This window comes from Providencia sp. PROV175, from assembly GCF_032707045.1.
Lineage (GTDB): Bacteria > Pseudomonadota > Gammaproteobacteria > Enterobacterales > Enterobacteriaceae > Providencia > Providencia hangzhouensis.
In genome coordinates this window covers 586,012-607,718 of record NZ_CP120533.1, presented here as the reverse complement: position 1 = coordinate 607,718, position 21,707 = coordinate 586,012, and the positions used below count along the sequence as shown (strand labels likewise).

At 41.5% G+C, this 21,707-nt stretch carries 19 protein-coding genes; 7 read left to right on the top strand and 12 right to left on the bottom strand.

Annotation, left to right across the window (positions count from 1 at the left end; genetic code table 11):
* The first annotated feature begins 77 nt into the window (after positions 1–77).
* Positions 78–1,061, top strand: a complete 984-nt coding sequence (locus P3L44_RS02565; protein WP_272661960.1) for a quinone oxidoreductase — start codon at positions 78–80, stop codon at positions 1,059–1,061.
* A 56-nt stretch (positions 1,062–1,117) separates the two neighbouring features.
* Here the strand turns inward: P3L44_RS02565 and dusA are convergent, their stop codons facing one another.
* The 3 genes from dusA to P3L44_RS02550 all read right to left on the bottom strand — a co-directional run bounded on the left by dusA (position 1,118) and on the right by P3L44_RS02550 (position 3,306).
* Positions 1,118–2,119, bottom strand: coding sequence for a tRNA dihydrouridine(20/20a) synthase DusA (dusA, locus tag P3L44_RS02560; RefSeq protein ID WP_140172635.1), 1,002 nt, complete (start codon positions 2,117–2,119; stop codon positions 1,118–1,120).
* 213 nt (positions 2,120–2,332) lie between these two features.
* Positions 2,333–2,959: an isochorismate family cysteine hydrolase YcaC gene (gene ycaC / locus P3L44_RS02555; protein WP_004260919.1), complete on the bottom strand. Its 627-nt coding sequence runs from the start codon at positions 2,957–2,959 to the stop codon at positions 2,333–2,335.
* A 137-nt stretch (positions 2,960–3,096) separates the two neighbouring features.
* Entirely contained in the window at positions 3,097–3,306 is a 210-nt protein-coding gene (locus P3L44_RS02550; RefSeq protein WP_004260921.1) for a YdgH/BhsA/McbA-like domain containing protein, read from the bottom strand.
* A 243-nt stretch (positions 3,307–3,549) separates the two neighbouring features.
* On the opposite strand from P3L44_RS02550, the gene cbrC reads away from it, so the two are divergent.
* Complete coding sequence (gene cbrC / locus P3L44_RS02545; protein WP_096864603.1) at positions 3,550–4,137, top strand: PF03691 family colicin E2 tolerance protein CbrC; 588 nt, start codon at positions 3,550–3,552, stop codon at positions 4,135–4,137.
* A gap of 49 nt (positions 4,138–4,186) precedes the next feature.
* Here cbrC and P3L44_RS02540 read toward each other — a convergent pair whose 3' ends face one another.
* The 5 genes from P3L44_RS02540 to P3L44_RS02520 all read right to left on the bottom strand — a co-directional run bounded on the left by P3L44_RS02540 (position 4,187) and on the right by P3L44_RS02520 (position 10,045).
* Positions 4,187–4,981, bottom strand: a complete 795-nt coding sequence (locus tag P3L44_RS02540) for an inositol monophosphatase family protein (protein WP_140172634.1) — start codon at positions 4,979–4,981, stop codon at positions 4,187–4,189.
* 101 nt (positions 4,982–5,082) lie between these two features.
* Positions 5,083–5,556 carry a DUF6882 domain-containing protein gene (locus P3L44_RS02535; protein ID WP_140172633.1) on the bottom strand — a complete coding sequence of 158 codons (474 nt, stop codon included), beginning with the start codon at positions 5,554–5,556 and terminating at the stop codon, positions 5,083–5,085.
* Between the two features lie 3 nt (positions 5,557–5,559).
* Positions 5,560–6,495 carry a nucleoside hydrolase gene (locus tag P3L44_RS02530; protein ID WP_140172632.1) on the bottom strand — a complete coding sequence of 312 codons (936 nt, stop codon included), beginning with the start codon at positions 6,493–6,495 and terminating at the stop codon, positions 5,560–5,562.
* A gap of 98 nt (positions 6,496–6,593) precedes the next feature.
* A complete protein-coding gene (locus P3L44_RS02525) occupies positions 6,594–8,753 on the bottom strand; it encodes an ornithine decarboxylase (protein ID WP_272661962.1) in 2,160 nt (719 codons plus the stop codon).
* A gap of 272 nt (positions 8,754–9,025) precedes the next feature.
* A complete protein-coding gene (locus P3L44_RS02520) occupies positions 9,026–10,045 on the bottom strand; it encodes a mechanosensitive ion channel family protein (protein WP_272661963.1) in 1,020 nt (339 codons plus the stop codon).
* A 143-nt stretch (positions 10,046–10,188) separates the two neighbouring features.
* On the opposite strand from P3L44_RS02520, the gene P3L44_RS02515 reads away from it, so the two are divergent.
* Positions 10,189–10,596, top strand: a complete 408-nt coding sequence (locus P3L44_RS02515) for a DUF2750 domain-containing protein (RefSeq protein WP_094961411.1) — start codon at positions 10,189–10,191, stop codon at positions 10,594–10,596.
* Between the two features lie 35 nt (positions 10,597–10,631).
* On the opposite strand, the gene P3L44_RS02510 is transcribed toward P3L44_RS02515, so the two are convergent.
* From P3L44_RS02510 to rbsK, 3 genes are all read right to left on the bottom strand, one after another.
* Positions 10,632–11,648 (bottom strand): aldose 1-epimerase family protein, encoded by a 1,017-nt coding sequence (locus P3L44_RS02510; protein ID WP_180359545.1) that lies wholly within the window; start codon positions 11,646–11,648, stop codon positions 10,632–10,634.
* 63 nt (positions 11,649–11,711) lie between these two features.
* On the bottom strand, positions 11,712–13,019 hold the full coding sequence (gene fucP, locus P3L44_RS02505) for an L-fucose:H+ symporter permease (protein ID WP_272661965.1): 1,308 nt from the start codon (positions 13,017–13,019) through the stop codon (positions 11,712–11,714).
* 108 nt (positions 13,020–13,127) lie between these two features.
* Positions 13,128–14,057 carry a ribokinase gene (gene rbsK, locus P3L44_RS02500; RefSeq protein ID WP_102139120.1) on the bottom strand — a complete coding sequence of 310 codons (930 nt, stop codon included), beginning with the start codon at positions 14,055–14,057 and terminating at the stop codon, positions 13,128–13,130.
* A 168-nt stretch (positions 14,058–14,225) separates the two neighbouring features.
* On the opposite strand from rbsK, the gene deoC reads away from it, so the two are divergent.
* Complete coding sequence (gene deoC, locus P3L44_RS02495; protein WP_272661966.1) at positions 14,226–14,894, top strand: deoxyribose-phosphate aldolase; 669 nt, start codon at positions 14,226–14,228, stop codon at positions 14,892–14,894.
* A gap of 55 nt (positions 14,895–14,949) precedes the next feature.
* Complete coding sequence (gene deoR, locus P3L44_RS02490) at positions 14,950–15,729, top strand: DNA-binding transcriptional repressor DeoR (RefSeq protein WP_125892869.1); 780 nt, start codon at positions 14,950–14,952, stop codon at positions 15,727–15,729.
* A gap of 42 nt (positions 15,730–15,771) precedes the next feature.
* Here the strand turns inward: deoR and rnz are convergent, their stop codons facing one another.
* Positions 15,772–16,686: a ribonuclease Z gene (rnz, locus tag P3L44_RS02485; protein WP_272661968.1), complete on the bottom strand. Its 915-nt coding sequence runs from the start codon at positions 16,684–16,686 to the stop codon at positions 15,772–15,774.
* A 235-nt stretch (positions 16,687–16,921) separates the two neighbouring features.
* On the opposite strand from rnz, the gene P3L44_RS02480 reads away from it, so the two are divergent.
* Together P3L44_RS02480 and P3L44_RS02475 are read left to right on the top strand one after the other, a co-directional pair.
* On the top strand, positions 16,922–19,204 hold the full coding sequence (locus P3L44_RS02480) for an inverse autotransporter beta domain-containing protein (RefSeq protein ID WP_209102657.1): 2,283 nt from the start codon (positions 16,922–16,924) through the stop codon (positions 19,202–19,204).
* A 194-nt stretch (positions 19,205–19,398) separates the two neighbouring features.
* A complete protein-coding gene (locus P3L44_RS02475) occupies positions 19,399–21,567 on the top strand; it encodes an inverse autotransporter beta domain-containing protein (RefSeq protein WP_272661970.1) in 2,169 nt (722 codons plus the stop codon).
* Positions 21,568–21,707 lie beyond the last annotated feature (140 nt).

Here is a 21,707-nt window from a genome sequence, read left to right as displayed (position 1 = left end):
CTTCTGATTGAAACATGGCGTTATGATAAAACGATTGTTATTGTAATTAAAATGAATAGTCCTTATTGGAGATTGTCATGGCAAAACGTATTGAATTCGCGCAACATGGCGGCGCTGATGTACTTAACTTAGTAGATTATTCCCCAGCAAACCCAGCAGATAATGAAATTCAAATAGAAAACCGTGCTATCGGGATTAACTTTATCGACACCTATGTTCGCAGCGGTTTATACCCTGTTGCTAAGCTACCAAGTGGCCTTGGTACAGAGGCGGCAGGTGTTGTTGTGAAAACTGGTGCCCATGTCACAGGTTTCAAGCCCGGTGACCGTGTCGTTTATGCGCAAGGCCCTCTAGGTGCTTATAGCGAAGTCCATAATGTCCCTGAAAGTGCCGTGGCACACCTTCCTGATGGCATCACCTTTGAACAAGCTGCTGCTAGCTCATTAAAAGGTATGACGGTTTATTACTTATTCCATCAAACCTATCAATTAAAACGCGATGAAGTCTTTCTATTCCATGCGGCAGCCGGTGGCGTTGGCTTAATTGCTTGCCAATGGGCAAACGCCCTGGGCGCTAAGATGATAGGTACTGTGGGTTCTGCAGATAAAGCATTAAGAGCAAAAGAGGCAGGAGCATGGGAAGTCATCAACTACCAGACCGAAGATATCGCAGCTCGCGTTAAAGAAATCACTCATGGCGAAAAAGTGAATGTTGTTTATGACTCTGTGGGTCAATCTACATGGCTTGCTTCTTTAGACTCGCTCAAGCGTCGCGGCTTAATGGTGAGTTTTGGTAACGCTTCTGGTCCTGTTACCGGTGTAAACTTAGGAATTTTAAACCAAAAAGGCGGATTATACGTCACTCGCCCATCACTTGGTGTCTATGTGACTAACCGTGCTGAGCTAGACCAAGCTAGTAATGCCTTATTTGATATGATTTTAAGCGGAAAAGTGAATGTAGATGTGCCGCAATCACAAATTTTTGCTTTAAAAGATGCACAAAAAGCTCACCTCACTATCGAATCAAGAAAAACCCAAGGTTCGAGTTTATTGGTTCCATAATAAGCGACTCAATATGCAAAAAGCGCCAAATGGCGCTTTTTTCCCCCACATGATAGCTATTCGCCACGCGTCACAAACTCGAGAGCTTGCTCAACAACGACTAAGTCAGCCCCTTTTTTATGCGCATTTTCACTTAAATGACGACGCCACTGACGTGCGCCGGGGATACCTTGGAAAATCCCTAACATATGGCGGGTCATATGGCCTAAATAAGCGCCTTTCGATAACTCTTTTTCAATGTAAGGGTACATCGCTCTAACAGCGTCAACACCATTAGTGACAGGAAAGTACTCACCAAACAATTGGTTATCAACCGCCGTTAAAATAGACGGGTTTTGATAGGCTTCGCGCCCCACCATGACGCCATCTAGGTGTTGAAGATGCTCTTTTGCTTCTTCCAGCGTTTTGACTCCACCATTAATCGCCATGGTCAAATGAGGAAAATCACGTTTTAATTGATAAACTCGCGGGTAATCAAGTGGTGGGATTTCGCGATTTTCTTTTGGGCTAAGGCCGGACAACCATGCTTTACGTGCATGGATAATAAACATTTCACAACCGCCTTTATCAGAAACGGTTTCAATAAAATCACATAAAAACGCGTAGCTGTCTTGCTCATCAATACCAATACGAGTTTTTACGGTTACAGGAATAGAAACCACGTCTTGCATGGCTTTCACACAATCAGCAACAAGCTGTGCATCTCCCATTAAACAAGCACCAAAACGCCCATTTTGTACGCGATCTGATGGGCAACCTACATTTAGGTTAATTTCATCATAACCACGCTCTTGTGCCAATTTGGCACATTGCGCTAATGCGGCAGGATCGCTACCACCAAGCTGTAACGCAACAGGATGCTCTTCCTCACTAAAAGCAAGATAGTCCCCTTTTCCGTAAATAATCGCCCCTGTTGTGACCATTTCGGTATACAGCAAGGTGTTTTTGCTTAATAAGCGATGAAAATAACGGCAATGGCGATCTGTCCAATCGAGCATCGGCGCAACGGAAAATCGGTTTAGGTTGGTGTAGCCTTGTTTTGAGGTATTTTGATGCATGGTGGTCTTGTGTATTGAAATCAAATGGATAGCCCCCAAAAGTAAGGAGCCAAGCAAAAACAGCAGGCTATTATAACATAGAGCGAATTAAGTGCGATGATGACGAAAATGAGCGGCGGAACTCAGTTAATTTAACGAAATAACCCCCGATATGAGCAATGTCGTATCGAGGATTTTTAAACCAATTATGTCATTTTAATACCCAGTTACGCACTATTTTTTCGCAGAAAGCAGTGCATAGCTGGTCATTAAGTTACGGTAATCAGGGATATGGTTTGAAAACAAAGTGCCTAACCCTTCCACATCATTACGCCAATCACGGTGTAATTCACAAGCGGCACCAAACCAGCTCATCAATTGAGCACCTGCTTTTGACATTCTATCCCACGCGGCATCACGTGTAATCGGGTTAAATGTACCTGAGGCATCAGTGATCACAAAAACTTCATAGCCTTCTTCCAGTGCAGACAGTGCAGGAAATGCCACGCATACTTCAGTCACAACACCGGCAATAATCAGCTGTTTTTTACCTGTGGCTTTGACAGCTTTAACGAACTCTTCGTTATCCCACGCGTTGATTTGACCAGGGCGAGCAATGAAAGGGGCATCAGGAAATGTTTCTTTTAATTCAGGAACTAACGGGCCATTAGGACCATCTTCAAAAGATGTAGTCAAAATAGTTGGTAAGTTAAAATACTTTGCCAAATCGGCCAGAGCTAACACGCTGTTCTTGAATTTATCTGGGTCTTGGTCACGAACTAGCGATAACAAACCCGTTTGATGGTCAACAAGTAATACAGCTGCATTATCTTTATCTAGGCGGTTATATTTGAAACTCATATCAACGACTCCTCAATGATTAGAAAAGTACTCTATGTGGGTTCAGATAAAACAAAAGTGGTATTTAATCTGCTTATCGCGCCTAAAACACCACTTTTCATCAAAAATATTTCAACAAGATGAATTCATACAATTCGTTATTTAGTTTCTGCGCTCATTGTGACAAAATTCCCCATACGAGCACTGGTAATTGTATAGCTATCTGCGCCCGCTGCTTTAGCTTTAGCTGCAATTTTCGCTTCTGTTGAAGCTAGCGTATCACCTGTTGCGGTGATTGTTGCTGCTGATGCGCCAAATGCGACGAAAGATAATACAGAAGCTGCCATCAAAGTTTTTAACATGTTCATAGTCTAATTCCTTCATTTTTTATTCGATGAGACAACCCTTGTTGTCTGCGATGAAGGCATCATATCGACAATGTTATTTAGGTTAAAGCTAATAATATAGCTCAATTCATTCAAATTAACTGAATGAAGTGCATTATCTGAAACTCACCATGGAATAAAACCGAAAGATATAATCAAGCAGCCTTATGGTATGCTTTCCCAAAGTTGGTTTACTTCTCGCGCAACCTTTAATAGGAACTGTATATGCCACTCAATAACCGAACACTCCCTACATTTAGGTACCACCCGAACCCTATTGAAACAGAAGCTTTTCTGACGGATAAAACAGTGACCTGTGATTGTTGTAAGCAACCTACTGATATTTATTATGAAAGCCCGTTTTATTCTACTGAGGATATTGATGCTTTGTGTCCTTGGTGTATTGCTGATGGTTCTGCTAGTGCAAAATTTGATGGTGAGTTTCAAGACCCTGCCAGTGTTGAAGGTATTGATTGCGAATATGACGAGGACGGCGAGTTTTCACATACTCTAAACCCCTACCCTACTGAAATGTTTGATGAACTAATTAAACGAACACCGGGCTATCAAGGGTGGCAACAAGAAATTTGGCTCGCACACTGCCAAGAGCCTTGTGAATTCATAGGCTATGTTTACTGGGATGACATCAAAGATAGACTCGATGAATTTGTTTCCCTTGAAAATGATATCGCTGATTATGGTTTTTCAATTTCAGAGCTCGCGAATATTCTCCATCAAGATAGCTCTGCTCAAGGTTATTTATTCCGTTGTTTACATTGCAAAAAACTACGTTTGCATTTTGATTTTAGCTAATTTATATCAACTAAATCGCGTGAAGAGGCTTATCTTCACGCTCTCATCTTCAACTATTCATCAGTTCAATAATTTGCTCCGCTAATTCTGGCGTTGCGGCTGATAGCAAGCTTCCCGCAAACATGGCTTGCTTACGCTGCCCATTTAATGCACAAACTTCCCCGCCCGCCTCTCGGATACACGGAATAAGTGCCGCACTATCCCAAGGTTTCATAATGGTATCAATCGCACCATGAATGCGACCGCTGGCAACCATGGCATGCTGATAAGCGTCATTAGCAAAAATGAAATCCCTTGCTTGACCCACAACCGCATCCAAATGATAAATTTGCGACCCTTCTCGGGAATTATAATTACTATTATGAATGCCTGATGCGCTTACCACTGCTTCTGATAATGATTTAGGCGATTGGCTTTCGAGTTTAAGCTGTCTTGGAGCCTGACTAGCTGTTTGCACCCAGCACCCTTCCCCTTGTGAGGCAAAGTAGAGTGTGGATATCGCGGGAAAACTAATCACACTAAGTAATGGTTCCCCATTTTCCACATAAGCAATTAACGTACTAAATAACGGCACTCCATAAATAAATGCACGCGTACCATCAATCGGGTCAATTACCCAACCAGAGCTGAATTGCTGCTCACCGACAAAGCCAAACTCCTCACCTAAAACAGCGATATTCGGTGTTTTTTGTGCAAAGAATGCCCTAATTTCTTCTTCAACTCGGGTATCCGTTTCCGTAACTACGGAACGATCGGGTTTATAATCAAACTTTCCCGCCCCTTCAAAAGCGTCTACTGTCATGGTTTTGACTAATTTAGCAGCTTCGAGTGCAATATCTAACATGACCAAGCTCCTCATTGAAAAAGAAAATGAGTATAACGGATAGGCTATGGAATAAAGGCGCTAAAATGCCTTATCAACCAGAGATAAAGCACCAATACAACCTAAATTTGTTTAAGAGAAACTTCACCAAATGTCATAAATACCAAAGTATGCCCCGCAATTCCACGGTACACCCCTTGCTGATTATTGAGTTCGCAAGCCAATGCCGTTAATTGCCATGCCTCATACTCCTCGATTTGACTAATGCGGGCGGTTAATAATGCGTTGTCTTTCCGCTCGCCATAAGCTTTCACCGCGATTGCATCTTGTGTTAAAGCGCTGTCGATAGAACTGTTTGCCCAGCTCCACATCCAACTGCCTTGGCTTTGGTCATAAGTACCAACAATTTGAACGGGCGCTGTTACCATTATATTGTCAGGCGCATGAAAAATAATGGTTCCTTCGTCTTGGTTCACTGACCAATCGGCTTCATCTAATTTCCATGTATCACAATGAAATTGGTTTTTGGCCTGTAACGCATTCATGCTACGTTCAATTAATGCCTCATAAGGCATTTGTTCTATTTCATTATCCATTTATTACCCAATATTTTTTAATGCGTTGATAATCAACTGCCAAAATTTATGATGGTCTAATTTAACAGCAACTTGAGTATGGCAATTTTCAGGCGCAGGATGGCGGAAGTCAGCCACCGTCATGCCTAACGTGTGCGTCCCAGTCAGTTCAATATTTACAGGCACTTTTTGTGTGGTCATTACGTTAGGGTCAATAACATAAGCAACCGCACAAGGGTCGTGTACTGGCGGAGCATCAAAGCCTTGAGCTTGCTTGTACATTTTCCCAAAAAAATCCAGTAGTTCGATGACAAATTGTGAACAATCACTGCCAATCGCAGCAATTTGTTTCACTACATCAGGAGTTGCTAGCGCTTGATGGGTAAGGTCTAAGCCCACCATGGTTAACGGCCATTTTTCATTGAAAACAATATGAGCCGCTTCTGGGTCAATTTTGATGTTAAATTCAGCTACCGCACTCCAATTCCCAACATGATAGCCCCCTCCCATCAGCACCACTTCTTTAACTCGTTCGACAATGCGAGGCTCAAGACGAGCAGCAAGCGCAATATTCGTTAATGCGCCAGTAGGAACTAAAGTCACCGTTTTAGGCGGGTGAGACATAATGGTTTCGATAATCAGTGAAACTGCATGTCTTTCATCAAGCTTCAATGTTGGTGTCGGTAATACAGGCCCATCAAGCCCTGATTCCCCATGAATATCAGGCGCAACTTCAATTTCCCGAACTAAAGGGCGTACCGAGCCCGCAGCAAATGGAATACCGCTAATCTTCGCCATTTCAGCGATAGCCAGTGCATTATGAGTGACTTTTTCGAGGGTTTGATTACCAGCAACGGTTGTTACCGCCAATAATTCAATGTCAGGGTTACCATAAGCCAGTAATAACGCGATAGCATCGTCATGGCCGGGGTCACAATCGAGGATTATTTTTTTGCTCATACCTTACCTTATTAAAATTGGAGTCAGAAATGGCACTGACCCCAATTTAACCAGCTAGCAAGGTAAAATCTATGCTTAATATCTGAATACTTAGAAATTTATTTTAAAACATGCGCATAGACACGTTTTTTCTCACCTTCATTTTTCGAAATATACACACCTTGTAACTCAGGAGCAAAGCCCGGTAATGCATTAATACCCGTTTCTAGTGCTTTGAAATAACGCAGTACTGGCCCCGACCATACTTCCCCAGGTACGACACATAATACGCCCGGTGGATACGGTAATGCCCCTTCAACGGCAATACGCCCTTCCAATTCATCTAATGGCAATAATTCACAGTTACCACGAATAAACTCTAAATGTGCTTGTTGAGGTGCCATTTTCACTTCCGGAAAGTGAGCTTTACGGAACATCTCTTTTTGCAGCTGTTTAATATTGTCATTAACGCTGAGTTGGTGCATCTCTTGGCATAAACGGCGTAATGTATAGCCCTGATAATGGTCTTGATAACGCTGATAAACCGAAGGCAATACATCTTCTAATAACGCATCTTCATCCAGTAACTGTTCGAAACGGACTAAATGGGATACTAGCAGTTCCAGTTTTTCACGGGTTTCTGCGGGTGTTAACAAAAATAAAATTGAATTTAAGTCACATTTTTCAGGGATCACGCCGTGTTCACGTAAAAAATGCGCCAAAATCGTCGCAGGCACGCCAAAAGCGTCATATTCTCCACTTTCGACATCAATACCTGGCGTCGTTAGCATCAATTTGCAGGGGTCAACGAAGTATTGGTCCTGTGCATAGCCATCAAACGCATGCCAACGTTCTTGCGGTATGAAGTTAAAGAAGCGTTGTTCAGCAGCGATTTGCTCTGTTGGGTATTCGTGCCATAACTTGCCATCAACGATTTCAGGGACAAAAGGCTTAAAATAACGGCAGTGCTGAAGTATCGATTTTCTTACCTCAATCCCCACTTTCACGCAGTCCATCCACATCATTTTGCCTGCATCACCTTGGTGAATACGTGCATTGACATCTAAAGAGGCAAACAAGGGATAAAATGGGCTCGTCGAAGCGTGCATCATAAAAGCATTGTTGAGTTTTTTGTGTGAAACAAAGCGCTCTTGCCCCTTGATGTGGTTATCTTTTTTATGGATTTGTGACGCTTGTGAGAAACCAGCCAGTTGTTTATGAACTGACTGAGTCACCATAATACCGGGGTCATTTTCATTTAATTCAAGTAGCAATGGCGAGCACTGGCGCATCATTGGAATAAATTGTTCATACCCCACCCACGCAGAATCAAATAAAATGTAATCACACAAATGTCCAATTTTATCAACCACTTGCCTTGCGTTATACACAGTACCGTCATAAGTTCCAAGTTGGATCACCGCTAAGCGAAATGGCCGTTGGGCTTGTGCTTTTTCAGGCATCACTTCTTGGATAAGCCCACGTAAATAACTTTCATCGAAGCAGTGCGCATCAATACCGCCAATAAAGCCAAAAGGATTACGTGCCGTTTCTAGGTAGACCGGTGTTGCCCCCGCCTGTATCAGCGCCCCATGGTGGTTTGATTTATGATTATTACGATCGAACAAAACTAAATCACCCGGTGTTAATAGCGCATTTAGCACGACTTTGTTGGATGATGAGGTGCCATTTAAGACAAAATAAGTTTTGTCCGCATTGAAAACTTTCGCGGCAAATTTTTGTGCCTCTTTCGCTGCGCCCTCGTGGATCAATAAATCGCCCATTGCCACATCGGCATTGCATAAATCGGTACGAAACAGGTTTTCACCATAAAATTGATAAAACTGCTCCCCTGTTGGGTGGCGACGGAAAAATTGGCCGCCTTGGTGCCCTGGGCAGGCAAAAGTGACATTATGACCCGCAGCATAATCCATCATTCGAGCAAAAAATGGCGGTAATAACTGCTCAAGATATTGATTCGCAGCATCGAGTAATTGACGACTATTTTCTTCACGAGCAGCGGGGGCGGGTGCTAATAGCGCCGTCAAATAAGGCGGTAAATTTTCATCGGTTGGCAGCTGTTTATCACTAATGATAAACAGCGGAATACTCAGCTGACTCTCAACAACTCTTTCCCACAGCCCTTGGTTGGCATCTTGTTCAGATAGCACGACAGCGGCAATATTGTTTAACTGTGCATCGCGAATATCTACCCACTGAAATTCATTAGTGAAATAGATTGCGACCCCCTGGCTACATGCCACATTGATTTTGTTCATAGCAGTCTGGCTCTTAGTTAGCTGAGGAAAAGAGGCGGACAATATACTTGATAGATCAGGGAATTGAAATGACTAGCATGGTAAGAAAAGAGGGCAAGATTTGGAAAGTCGAATATATTTTATAAGCCACTGGTTAATAGCATAAAAATTCTATCTCATCACACCCCACTCCCCCATACTTCAGGCCGTCATAAAGATAATAAAAAGATAAATTAACCAATTAACCCTGTGAACACCACAAATTAATCGGTCAATTTATCCGTAATGGGACGTTAGTTGTTTTTTTCCACATACAAAGTCTGTGATGGGAATGCAAAGTCAGCATCGTGGCGTTTAACTATCTCAATGATCTTCAAATACACCGCTTGCTGTGCGGCTAGCCATTCAGCCCAAACCGTTGTTTTGGTAAAGCAATACACCATAATATTTAACGAAGAGTCGGCAAAAGCATCGAAATAAACTAATAAGGTTTGGCTGGTATCGATATTCACATCTTGTTGTAACATCGTGCGGATATCATCGACAATAGCTCCAATTTTGTCTGAATCTTCGTAACGCAAACCAATTTCAGTTTTGATACGTCGGTTAGTCATGCGCCCCGGGTTTTCCATACTAATAGAAGAAAAAACCGAGTTGGGAATGTATAGCGGACGGTGGTCAAACGTAATAATTTTAGTGATCCGCCAGCCGATTTCAACTACCGTGCCTTCGATGTTTCTATCCGGTGAACTGACCCAATCGCCAATATTGAAGGGCCGGTCAAAGTAGAGCATTAACCCAGAGAAAAAATTACTCAGGATATCTTTACCGGCCATACCGATAGCAATACCGCCAATCCCGCCAAACGCCATCAAACCAGAAAGGCTCATCCCAAAATGCTCGCCAAACAGCAGTACCATAATGACAAATATCGCTGTTTTAAACACGCGGGCAACAATACGCGCCGAAGTGGGGTCACTGCCTTTTTTAATCTGTGCTTTTTCTAGTCGGTTCGCTAGTTGGAACAGTTTTCGCATTAAAATCAATGCAATCAATGAGATGGTAATAAAATTAACCAGAGAAGTGGAAATAAAGGTTAAATCAAAATCTTTTGCGGCCATGTCTACATATTGAGCAATAACAATAACCACGCCACACAGCACAACAGTTTGAATCACATTGATCAAAATACTTTTGCGCTTATGTTTATGCTTACGGCGTTTATGTACAATCTCAAAAGCTAAATAGGTTGCGAGAAAAGTCGCAATTAAGGTCATACCAATCGCATATTTTTCAAGTAATGCTTCTATCATTTCTAACCGCCCTAAAATTTACCTGATAGATCTTATTTTTATTTGTTTTACTGTGTATTGTTTTTCGTTATCTTGTTATTAAGATAACAATTATAAAGATAATTTTCCCAATAATTATCAGGTACTTTTTAGATTATCCAATAATGAATAACAACCTATTTTCCCCAAATGATAAAGAAATAAAAAATGTCCATGCGCTTAGACCATACCAACAGTATAACTATTTTGTCGGTAAAATCGCTGACTGGGAACAGGTATGGAGCCTCGGTGATGGGAAAAATCTCGTTACCGCATGGAATGATGAAAAATGTCTTTTTCTCCCCCTATGGCCTGCCAAAGCATTTGTTGAGTTGTGTTTAACGGGTGAATGGGCAAATTTTACGCCAATGCTATTTACCCTTAAACACCTGATGACAGAAATTCTGCCTGATATGCATGAAGCAAATATTAAGGTTGCATTGATGATGCAGTCTGATGGGGAAAAAACATTAGTTTATGATGCCGCGGCGCTTCTACGCGATTTAGAAGAAGAATGTCAGCAATATGAGTAAAAGGCAGCAATGTGCTGCCTTTTTAAAGTAAAAAACTACTTTTCAACACCAGTAGTGACAGTAAATTCACGAGTTTGCCCTGCCTCTAACCAAATCAGTGTTTGGTTATTTTTCGCCGCAAGGAAACCTTCTGGACGACAAGTTGCAGGGAGTACAAATGCGCCAACTTTTTGGTCACCATTATACAAAATCCAACGAGTTGCATAATTTAGCTCATTAGATTTAAAACGCGTTACAAACGTATCTCCTGCGGGTGAAACCATTCTAAACTCAGGCGTTGCGGTATATTGGCTAAGATCATCCATAAAAAACACAATTTCAGGGTCACACATTTGTGGCTGATTAAGCTGATTTAATGTGACTTTGCCAGATTTCAGCGCTTCATTAAATTCGAGCCATTTTTCAGTTGGCTGAACATGCCCTGGTATTGATTCACGCAATTTAATCGCATTTTCGGGGATATTTTGTGTCAATGTTGCATTCTCCACGTAAGCATAATTCATATGGCACATATATTGGAGAGGCATAGGCACCGATGCTAAATTGGTGACTGACATATGAATATCAAATAATGCACTATCTGAGTTTAATTGCACTGACGGTGTCGCACGATAATGATGACCAAAACCCATCACATACTCATATTCGCCGACAACTTTCAAACTTTCGCCTGTCAGTTCCAGCCAAGCGCTATCCATTGATGCACAAGGCATTTCCCCATGTAATGGATGTGAATCTTCTGGAGAAGGGCAACCATTACTGATTAAACCTGAATGGAATGCAAAGCAACCGTAGGTTTCAACTACCGTTGGAACCAGTTTTGGCGCTGAAAACATATTTTCCATTTTCAGATTTTGGCCACAAAATTGTGCATCCCAAATCATTTGTCCTAAAAAAGGTAAAATCGTTAAATACCCTTGCTGATTTTCAATTCGTAGCCCTTCCACGCCAGTTTGGTAACGAAATGCAGTGGCAGTAAATTGGTTATTTTTTAAAATAAGCGTCGGGTTTTCCGTAAATAAGCTTTTGTGAAGAGGTATCAATGTATTCATTTTCATACTCACGGTTTAATAAGATAAATGGAATTGGGTAGCTCACACTACCCAATTTGAGCACTATTTTGCAGCTTGTTTGGCTTTAAAGCGGCGTTCACCAACGAAGTAAATACCGACATACACGAAGCACAGCATGGAAACGAGGAATGAAAGTTGTAATGAGTGCAGCATATCTGCGACATAGCCTTGAACGGCAGGAACAACCGCAGCACCGACAATCGCCATCACAATGACCGCCCCAGCCATTTCGGTATGCTCATTATCAACGGTATCCAAAGTACCTGCATAAATGGTTGCCCAGCAAGGTCCAAACAAAATACTCACCATGACCGCTGCATACACCGCAGTGAAACTCGGAATAAACGCAACATAAATCAGGAACAACGCCCCAATCACCGAGTAGATAATTAGGACTTTTTCTGCATTAAAGCGAGTCATTAGAATATTGGCGATAAACTTCCCAATAAAGAAACAGGCAAAGCTATACACCATAAAGTTTGAGGCATCGCGTTCGTTAATATCCCCCATCTCTAATGCGAGACGAATGGTAAATGACCACACAGCCACTTGCATACCGACATATAAAAATTGGGCGATAATTCCTTTTCTAAACCGGCTATTTTTCGCTAAATATTTTAAAGTTTCTAACGCCGTAGGACGCTTATGATCTTGCGTTTCTGCCACTTTACATTTAGGAAACTTGGTAATAAGGAATAAAATCATTACCACCACCAATACCATAATCATGTAACGGTAAGGTTCGAGGGTATTTTCCAACATGGCTAAACGGAATTCATGGATTTGTTCCGCATTCATTCCCGCCATTTGGTTTTGTAAACTCTCTCCTTCGGAAAATACCAGATATTTACCCAGTAAGATCCCACCAGCTGCGCCAATTGGGTAGAAAGTTTGGCTAATATTTAAACGCAATGTGGCGTACTGTTTAGGGCCTATCATTGAGCTGTAAGTATTCGCTGCGGTTTCAAGGAAGCTTAAACCAATCGCAATGGCGAAAATAGCAGCCAAGAACATGGTGTAAGTCGCCATATGAGACGCAGGGAAGAACATACTGCAACCCGCGATGTATAGGATCAGCCCCACCATAATGACATATTTATAACTGGTTTTTTTGATCACTAACGACGCTGGAATAGCGATTAAGAAATAACCACCATAGAATGCACTTTGCACTAAAGCAGAGGCGAAGTTACTGAGTTCAAAGACACTTTTAAACTGTGTGATTAAAATATCATTTAATGCTGCAGCACATCCCCATAATGGGAACAGACACGATAATAGGATAAATTGGAATAGAGGAGTCTTACTCAGGTAGCCATCCGGTAACTGAGTGATGTTCTTAATGTTCATAGTAACCCTTATATTTTTATAATTTATACCCGATGAGTGGCTATGCGGCTCTGATGACCACTTAATTATTCAAAGGGTATATAGCTACGTTGGACTATTATTATTTAGCTATTCATTAGCTGTGTTGATTTGCACAAATTCATTAAATTGCTCAACACTTGGATAAGAAGATTGAGTGCCTTTCCCTGTTACACTGAAAGCCGAAAACATCACAGCTTTTTTCAGTGCTTCTTCAATATTCCCCGTATGGACATAGTAATGAGAGAAACAGCCGATAAAGGCATCCCCTGCACCACTGGTGTCAATCGCATTCACTTTAATTGCGGGTATGTGTAACTCGCTGTCGCGGGTCATCCATAACGCCCCTTTTTCCCCTAATGTCACGATGACGTTTTTTAACCCTTTATCCAGTAAAGACTGCGCAGCACGACGAATGTTATCCATCGTGTCGACTGGCATATTGGTTAAAATTTCGAGTTCAGTTTCATTTGGGACAAAAAAATCACATCGGCAGGCAAAATCCAGATCGAGAGTACGCTGTGCAGGCGCTGGATTAAGTAACACAGGGATCCCATGTTTATTACCGAATGAAATTGCGTGATAAACCGTCTCAAGCTGGACTTCTAATTGCAGGACGATCAATTTACATTTTTTCAGATCTTCCGCTGCGCGATCGATATCTTCAGGGGATAAAAACTTATTCGCCCCTTTGACGATCAAAATACTATTTGATGAATTTTGATTAACAAAAATTGGCGCAACACCACTTGAGGTACAAGGTACTTTTTCCACATAACGGGTGTTAATGCCATAAGACTCTAGATTGCGGATCGTATTATCTGCAAAAATATCATCACCGACTTTGGTTAGCATGATCACTTTTGAATTTAACTTAGCAGCAGCAACCGCTTGGTTCGCACCTTTACCACCGCAACCAATTTTGAAAGCTGGCGCTTCTAACGTTTCGCCTTCTTTTGGCATTTGATCGATATAAGTGATCAAATCAACCATGTTTGAACCAATAACTGCTATATCCATAATGTCCCTCGTGTTAAATAAATCACATAATGATATGATAGTAACATTATCATGTTGCAAAAATATCATTTGTGATTAGGATCTCGAATAACGAATGATCAAGTGTTATATCTACCACATTTCCTCATTCTTTGTTGTCTATCCCACATTTATATAGGAAAGTTGAAAATGCAAGACTTAGCAAAATATATTGATCACACTTTACTTGCTGCGAATGCGACTGTCAGCGATATTATTAAACTGTGTACAGAAGCTGCAGAGCACCATTTTGCATCTGTCTGTGTGAACACAGGTTATGTTCCTTTAGCCAGCGAACTTTTAAAAAACAGCGACGTTAAAGTTTGCTGTGTGGTAGGCTTTCCACTAGGGGCATGCTTAACTGAAGCCAAAGCATTTGAAGCCGCAGAAGCTGTCCGCCGTGGCGCTGATGAAGTCGATATGGTTATCAACATTGGCATGCTAAAAAGTGGCGACTTAGACTTTGTCCGTCGTGATATCGAAGCGGTATTTGCAGCCTGCGGTAAAGCAACATTAAAAGTTATTTTAGAAAACTGCCTATTAACTGATGAAGAAATTACACAAGTTTGTGAAATTTGCCGCACAATTAAAGTCGGTTTTGTGAAAACTTCAACAGGTTTCAGTACAATGGGTGCAACTGAACACCATGTCGCCCTGATGCGTAAAGTCGTTGGCGATGAAGTCGGTGTAAAAGCCTCCGGTGGTGTACGTGACCGCGAAACAGCAATTAAAATGATTGAAGCGGGTGCAAACCGTGTAGGTGCAAGTGCGAGTGTTGCCATTGTCACAGGCAATAACACCAAACCAAGTGACTATTAAGTCAATGGGCGCGGTCTAACCGCGCCAATTTTGTATCTCATAAAAGGATTGTAGGGTGATAGAAACTAAACAAAAAGAACGCCTTCGCCGTTTAAGTGAATGTTTAAAACGCTCAGGACGCATTCATTTAAAAGAAGCAGCTAGAATACTCGAAGTCTCAGAAATGACTATTCGACGAGACCTAAGCGCTGACACCGAAGGCCCCATCCCAATGTCGCTCCTTGGCGGCTATATTGTTTCTGTTACCCAACCTGCCAATTTAGTTACCCAAGAGCCGCATGCGGATGTTTTTACGCCAGATCAAACTGAAGAATTATATATTCCTAATCTTGCAGCAAGCATGGTAACTGAAGATGATGTGATCTTCTTTGATAATGGCATTGAAATGGCCACCTTGATTTCACTCATCCCCGAAGAGATTAATTTCACTGGTATTTGTTACTCTCATAACGTTTTTCTCGCCCTTAGCCAGAAAAAAAATGCGACCGCGCTACTGTGTGGCGGGGAGTATCGCCCTAAAAGTGACTCTTTTTACAACCCTTCACTCCCTTCATTACTGGATTCAATCAACCCGAAAAAAGCCTTTATTTCAGCGGCCGGTGTACATGGGAATTTTGGCGTAACTTGCTATAATCTTGATGATTTACCCATGAAGAAAAAAGCGATGGAAAAATCTATCCGTAAGATTTTATTAGCTCCCTATAACCTGTTTGATGAAGTCGCTACCGCAAATATGGGGGAATTATCACAATTTGATGTGATAGTCACAAATAGGCAGCTTTCTGATGAATATGAAACATATTGCCGTAATGGCTTTGTGAAAGTGATTTATTAAAATCGCCAATAGGTTTAGCGGACAATATCTTGCCCGCTAACATTAAATCTTCACGGTTAAATAGTCTTCTGCGATTTCTGTTGCAGGGAACACCGATTGGCACTCTGCAAGCAATCTTGGTATATCCTCGCTCACGTAGCGACCACTAATATGGGTAGCGATAAAACGCTTAACCCCTGCCGCGCGTGCTAGCTCAGCCGCTTGTACCGTAGTCGAGTGGCCACGCTCATTGGCTTTTTGAGCAAATTCAGCCTCTAAGGTGGTTTCATGGATCATCACATCGGCATTTCTCGCAAGCTCCAGTGCTTGTTCTGTCGGTTGAGTATCACCAAAAATCGCAACGACTTTACCGGGAATAGGCTCACCAAGGTAATCAGCCCCATTCACGACTCGCCCATCATCAAGAACAATGGTTTCACCCGCTTTGAGTGCTTGCATCCAAGGGCCGCGAGGAATATTGTCATTGGCTAATTTGACTGCGTCTAATGCACCACTTTTTGGATGTACTTCAATACGATAGCCGTAGCACTCAACACGGTGGTCAAGAGCATAAGCCGTCACAATTAACTCCCCATCATCAAATAACTGCCCAGCTTCAATTTCAACGATTTCCAACGGGTATGTCATATAAGACACACTCACGGCTAATACCGTTTCAATATAGTTTTTTAACCCTTTTGGACCATAAACAGTCAGTAGGTCTGTTGCCCCACCCATTGAGCGGCTACATAACAAACCGGGGAGACCAAAAATATGGTCGCCATGTAAATGGGTAATAAATATTTTCTCAATTTTTGGCGTTTTAAATGGGCTATTTAAAATGCGATGTTGTGTCCCTTCTCCACAATCAAATAACCAATAGCTTTTACGGATACCGACTAAATTTAATATCATACTGGTGACATTACGCTCTTTTGTCGGCACGCCAGCACTAGTTCCTAGAAATGTTAATTCCATAATACCTCATCTAATCTTTTGTTTTTATTATGGTAAGATTTTTTCCAATTGAAAATTTCTTTATTTTATTCGTCTATTATTCAATATGTTCCAATTATAAATAAAAATCGGCTATTCCTAATTTCTTCCAATATACAAATCCCTTTTCTGTATTAGTCCAATTAATTCCCAAGTGTTTTTTACACCGCATATTCCACAATACTAAAAGTGAATATCTAATCTAGGAATATATTTAATGCTTTGCTCTAAAAAGAAATTTCCGGCACCTTTGGCCTTATTGGTGGCGACCGGCTCATTAGCTATTATGTCAACATTGCCCAGCGATGCAAAAATGCTAACACCGGATGAACTCCCGCTTTTAGGGAGTCCTATCCCAAAACTAGAAAGTAACGATGGTGAACGTAACTTAGCGCAATACAGTAAAACAGCCGCAACATGGCTTGTAGAACAAAAAAATAGCCATGAAATCTCACAAATGGCACAAAGTTATCTCAGTAATCAAGCAGCTAACGCCGCAATAGAGGAAATTACTCATTGGCTCTCAAAAGCGGGTAATGTGAAAGTCAGCCTGAATTTTGATAAGCAACTATCGCTTAAAAACAGTCATTTTGATTGGCTCATCCCTTGGTATCAACAAGCTAATATGTTGTTATTTACCCAGCACAGTATCCACAATACAGATGGCCGGTTGCAAAGCAATAATGGGATTGGTTTGCGTCATTTCAACGAGCAGAGCACCGTGGGTGTCAATGCATTCTTTGATCATGACCTTTCACATTATCATTCCCGGTTAGGCGTTGGGGCTGAATACTGGCAAGATTACTTAAAACTCAGCGCGAATACCTATTTTCCCGTTTCGTCATGGCGCAGCTCATCTGAGCTAACTCGCGCTTATGATGCGCGTCCTGCTCGTGGGTGGGATGTACAAGCACAAGGATGGCTACCGGATTACCCGCAACTGGGAGGTAGCCTTAAGTTTGAACAGTATGTCGGCCATAATGTGGCTTTAATGGGGAAAAATAAACTTCAAGAAGACCCTGCTGCCGCGACTATCGGTATGAATTGGACCCCTTTCACTCTTGTCACCTTTAGCGCCGATCACAAAATAAGTAGCGGATTACAAGATACCAGTGCCAAAGTGCAATTTAACTGGGTATTTGATAAGAATTTTATTGAGCAAATTGACCCTGCTAAAGTCGGTGAATCACGACGTGTTTCGGGTAACCGCCTTGATTTCGTCAATCGCAATAACAATATTGTTCTTGATTATCAAAAGAAAACTGAAATTCAATTGAAGCTCGTGGCAAAAATTCAAGGTAAAGCTGGACAAGAGCTACCGCTCGTACAATCGATGATAACCCAACACCCACTGAAAAAAATTGTCTGGAATGCACCTGAATTACTCGCTGCCGGTGGTGTTATTAGCTCATCGGGTCAAAATGCTACCGTAAAATTACCCACTTATAAAACGGCATCAACACCTTCAGAACGTGAGAAATTGAATCGTTATCGCTTAAGTGGTATTGCCTATGATATTCACGGTAATGCATCACCGACAAGTGAAACACTGATTGATGTGACCAGCACGAATACTGCAACGACTAGCCAAGCACAAATACAAAGTTTGAGAGTCGTTCAAACAGCAGCATTGGCTGATGGTAAAACAGCCAATATGGTTTCAGCCTATATCACTGACTCAAAGGGTAACCCCATATCAGGAGAAACAGTCAATTTTAGTGCGACTCGTGGAAAAATTAGCGCTCAAGGGGTGACAAATCAAAAAGGAATTATTGAGATGCCACTCACCAGTATGACAAGTGGTATCAGTGAGATTACCGCTACCGTAAATGGCCACAGTGAAACCGTTGCTGTCTATTTTATTAGTGGAAGCTTGAAAAAAATTGAGATCTTAAATACTCAATCGACCTATGCAGGTAAAGAGACAGCTATTGTACTCAAGCTAATCGATGAAAATAACAATCCAGTTTCTGGCGCTGATGGGATCATCATGGTCAATATTGGCAATAAACAAGTTCCTGTCGAGATTGAAGAGAGTTCGGTTAATTTAGGTGAGTATAGCGGGTTACTTGCAGGCCAAATGTCCGGGGATTACACCATTAGCGCTTCTTTACATGGAAAAACGTCACCTCAGCATACGTTCACGGTGAATCCACCACTGACAATTAATGCGATTAACTCTGATGGCAGCGGCCCTCATGGCCAACTTGGCGTTATTGATAAAGTCGAAATCACAACAAGTACCACGAATAACGTGAAAATAGGCGATGACGTACTTATCACAGTCACACTCAGCGATGCCTTTGGTAACACACTTGAGGGGATAAACCCTAAAAATATCGATCTTGGTCGCTATAACACTAATATCCTTGGCTGGTATGAAGACAGTGATGGAGATTATTCTACCTACTTAACATTACCGGCCACTGGTAACCTTGACATTATAGCTTCAATCAATGGGCATCCAAGCCAGACAATAACTATTTTAGTCACGCCTTAAACACGTCCTTTAGCGTACTCCCTCCGGCTCGGAGGGAGTCTAAAAAAATAGGATTCATCAAGCAATAAACCTACCATTCCAAAAATGTCCACTGTAAAAATTTCGCTTCCTTTTAAGTCCAATAAATTCACAAGCACATCTTGCTATCAGCCCTGACAATTGTAACGTTAATATTGATATCAGGAATATGTCCGATGAATGCCCCTTCGTCAAAATTGAAACCCAAGCTACCGAACCGTTTGGTACTCTCTACGGCTATGTGCTCAATAGCTATTGTGCCTGTCGCACCAAGTTATGCCCAAATCCCTCATTTGGACGATTTGCCGACACTCGGTGGTCAGGCCATTCAATTTGAAGGAACCCAACCTGAAGATAGTACTGAACGTTTTTTAGCGGAATATGGACAAAATGCCGCAAACTTTGCTTCTGAAGAAAAAAACACCAAAAATCTGGCAGATATGGCACAAGATTACGCTCGCCATAAAGCCGCAAATATGGCGACGGATGAAATAACACATTGGTTATCCAAAGCCGGTAATGCCAGGCTAAATATTAATCTCGATAAAAAATTGTCAATTAAGACATCTCAATTAGATTGGTTAATACCTTGGTATGAACAACAAGATTTGTTGTTATTTTCTCAGCACAGTATTCACCGCACTGATGGCCGGCTACAGACCAATAACGGTATTGGTTTACGTCATTTCCAACAAAATAGCATGATAGGGGTAAATGCTTTCTTTGATCATGATTTATCCCATTACCATTCGCGCTTAGGGTTTGGTGTGGAATATGCTCAAGATTACGTTCGAATGAGTGCGAATAGCTATTTGGGACTATCGACTTGGCGCAGTGCATCCGAATTAGCCGATGATTATAACGCACGCCCCGCCAACGGCTGGGATATTCAACTTGAAGGTTGGCTACCCACGTATGCGAATTTAGGCGCAAACCTAAAACTGGAACAATATTACGGAGATGACGTCGCTTTATTTGGCAAAAATGAGCGCCAGAAAGACCCAATGGCGGCTACCGTCGGCGTCAATTGGTCTCCATTTCCCCTGCTCGCAATAAATGCAGAACATAAAATAGGCAATAGTGGAACAAATGAGACAAATGCAAAAGTGGCGTTTAATTGGTTGCTAGGAAGGAGCTTAGCGCAACATCTTGATACTTCGGCGGTAGCGGCCACTCGCCATATTTCCACCAATCGCTATGATTTTATTAACCGTAATAACAATATTGTGTTGGAATACCAAAAGAAAAGCTTAATTTCATTATCATTACCGAAAGTTATTCAGGGTATGACAGGAGAAGAACTTTCTATTATCCGCAATTTAACCACGAAATACCCGCTAGAAAAAATAGTGATAGAAGCCCCTGAATTGATAGCCGCTGGGGGGGAAATACACCTTAATGGCAGAGAAAGTTCAGTAAAACTACCGTCTTATAAAATTGCCAATCATTCATTTAAAAACTCACAACTCAATCTTTATCGCTTAACCGTGACGGCTTATGACATTAACGGAAATGTTTCCCCACAAGCAGAAACGTTAATTGAAGTTACCAACACAGGCGCTCTCACTATCACCCATAAGAATACCGCAAAAAGAAATAATGCTGTCGCTGATGGTAAAAATACAAATATATTCACTGTAGTAATTAAAGATACTCTTGGCCACCCAGTACCCAATGCGAAAGTCAATTTCACATTGCCTGCAAATCTTAATTCTATTAATCAAAAAAATACGGGATATTATTCATTACTTAATCATTTTATGTGGAAGGCTCAGGCAGAAAAATCAGTTTCTGAACAATCCCATAGCATCATCGCTAACAGTAAAGGTGAAGCTTCCATTCAATTTACTAGTTTGGTATCAGGAAGTTATGCAATAAAAGCAAATATTGAGCATGGTACAGAAATTAATGAAATATATAACTTTAAATCCGATATTAGCCAGTCATTTATTGGTAGCGTCGATATCATTCAAAACAATGCATTGGCAGATGGGATCAGTAAAAACAAAATTAAACTGCATATTGTGAATAATAGCCGACAAAGCATCGCAGGAGCACACGTTCACTTTGAAGCAGCAAATGCCATTATCTCACCAATTAAGTTGACTGATGAATATGGAAATACAGAATTAGAAATCAGCAGCTTAGTCGAAGGTTCTATAAATATCATTGCCACCCTGAATGGCGATAGTCGAACAATACAAGTTAACTTTCTAAGGGATGGATCTGCGATAAATATTCACCCAAGTACTGGGACTCTTTTCAGATCTCCAGTAAATAAGCAAAATAGGCCTACACGCACGCCGTTAAGTTTGCTAAGGCAACTATTTCAAAAAATAAGCTAATATTGCCCATAATAAAACAAACTTAATTTAGCGATTCTTTCAGCGTCAAAATTAGCCCCTTAACAGGGGTATTTTTCATTCCGCCAGCCTAGTTTATGGCTTAATTGCATTGTGACTAGGTTGACTATTATACCAATCAA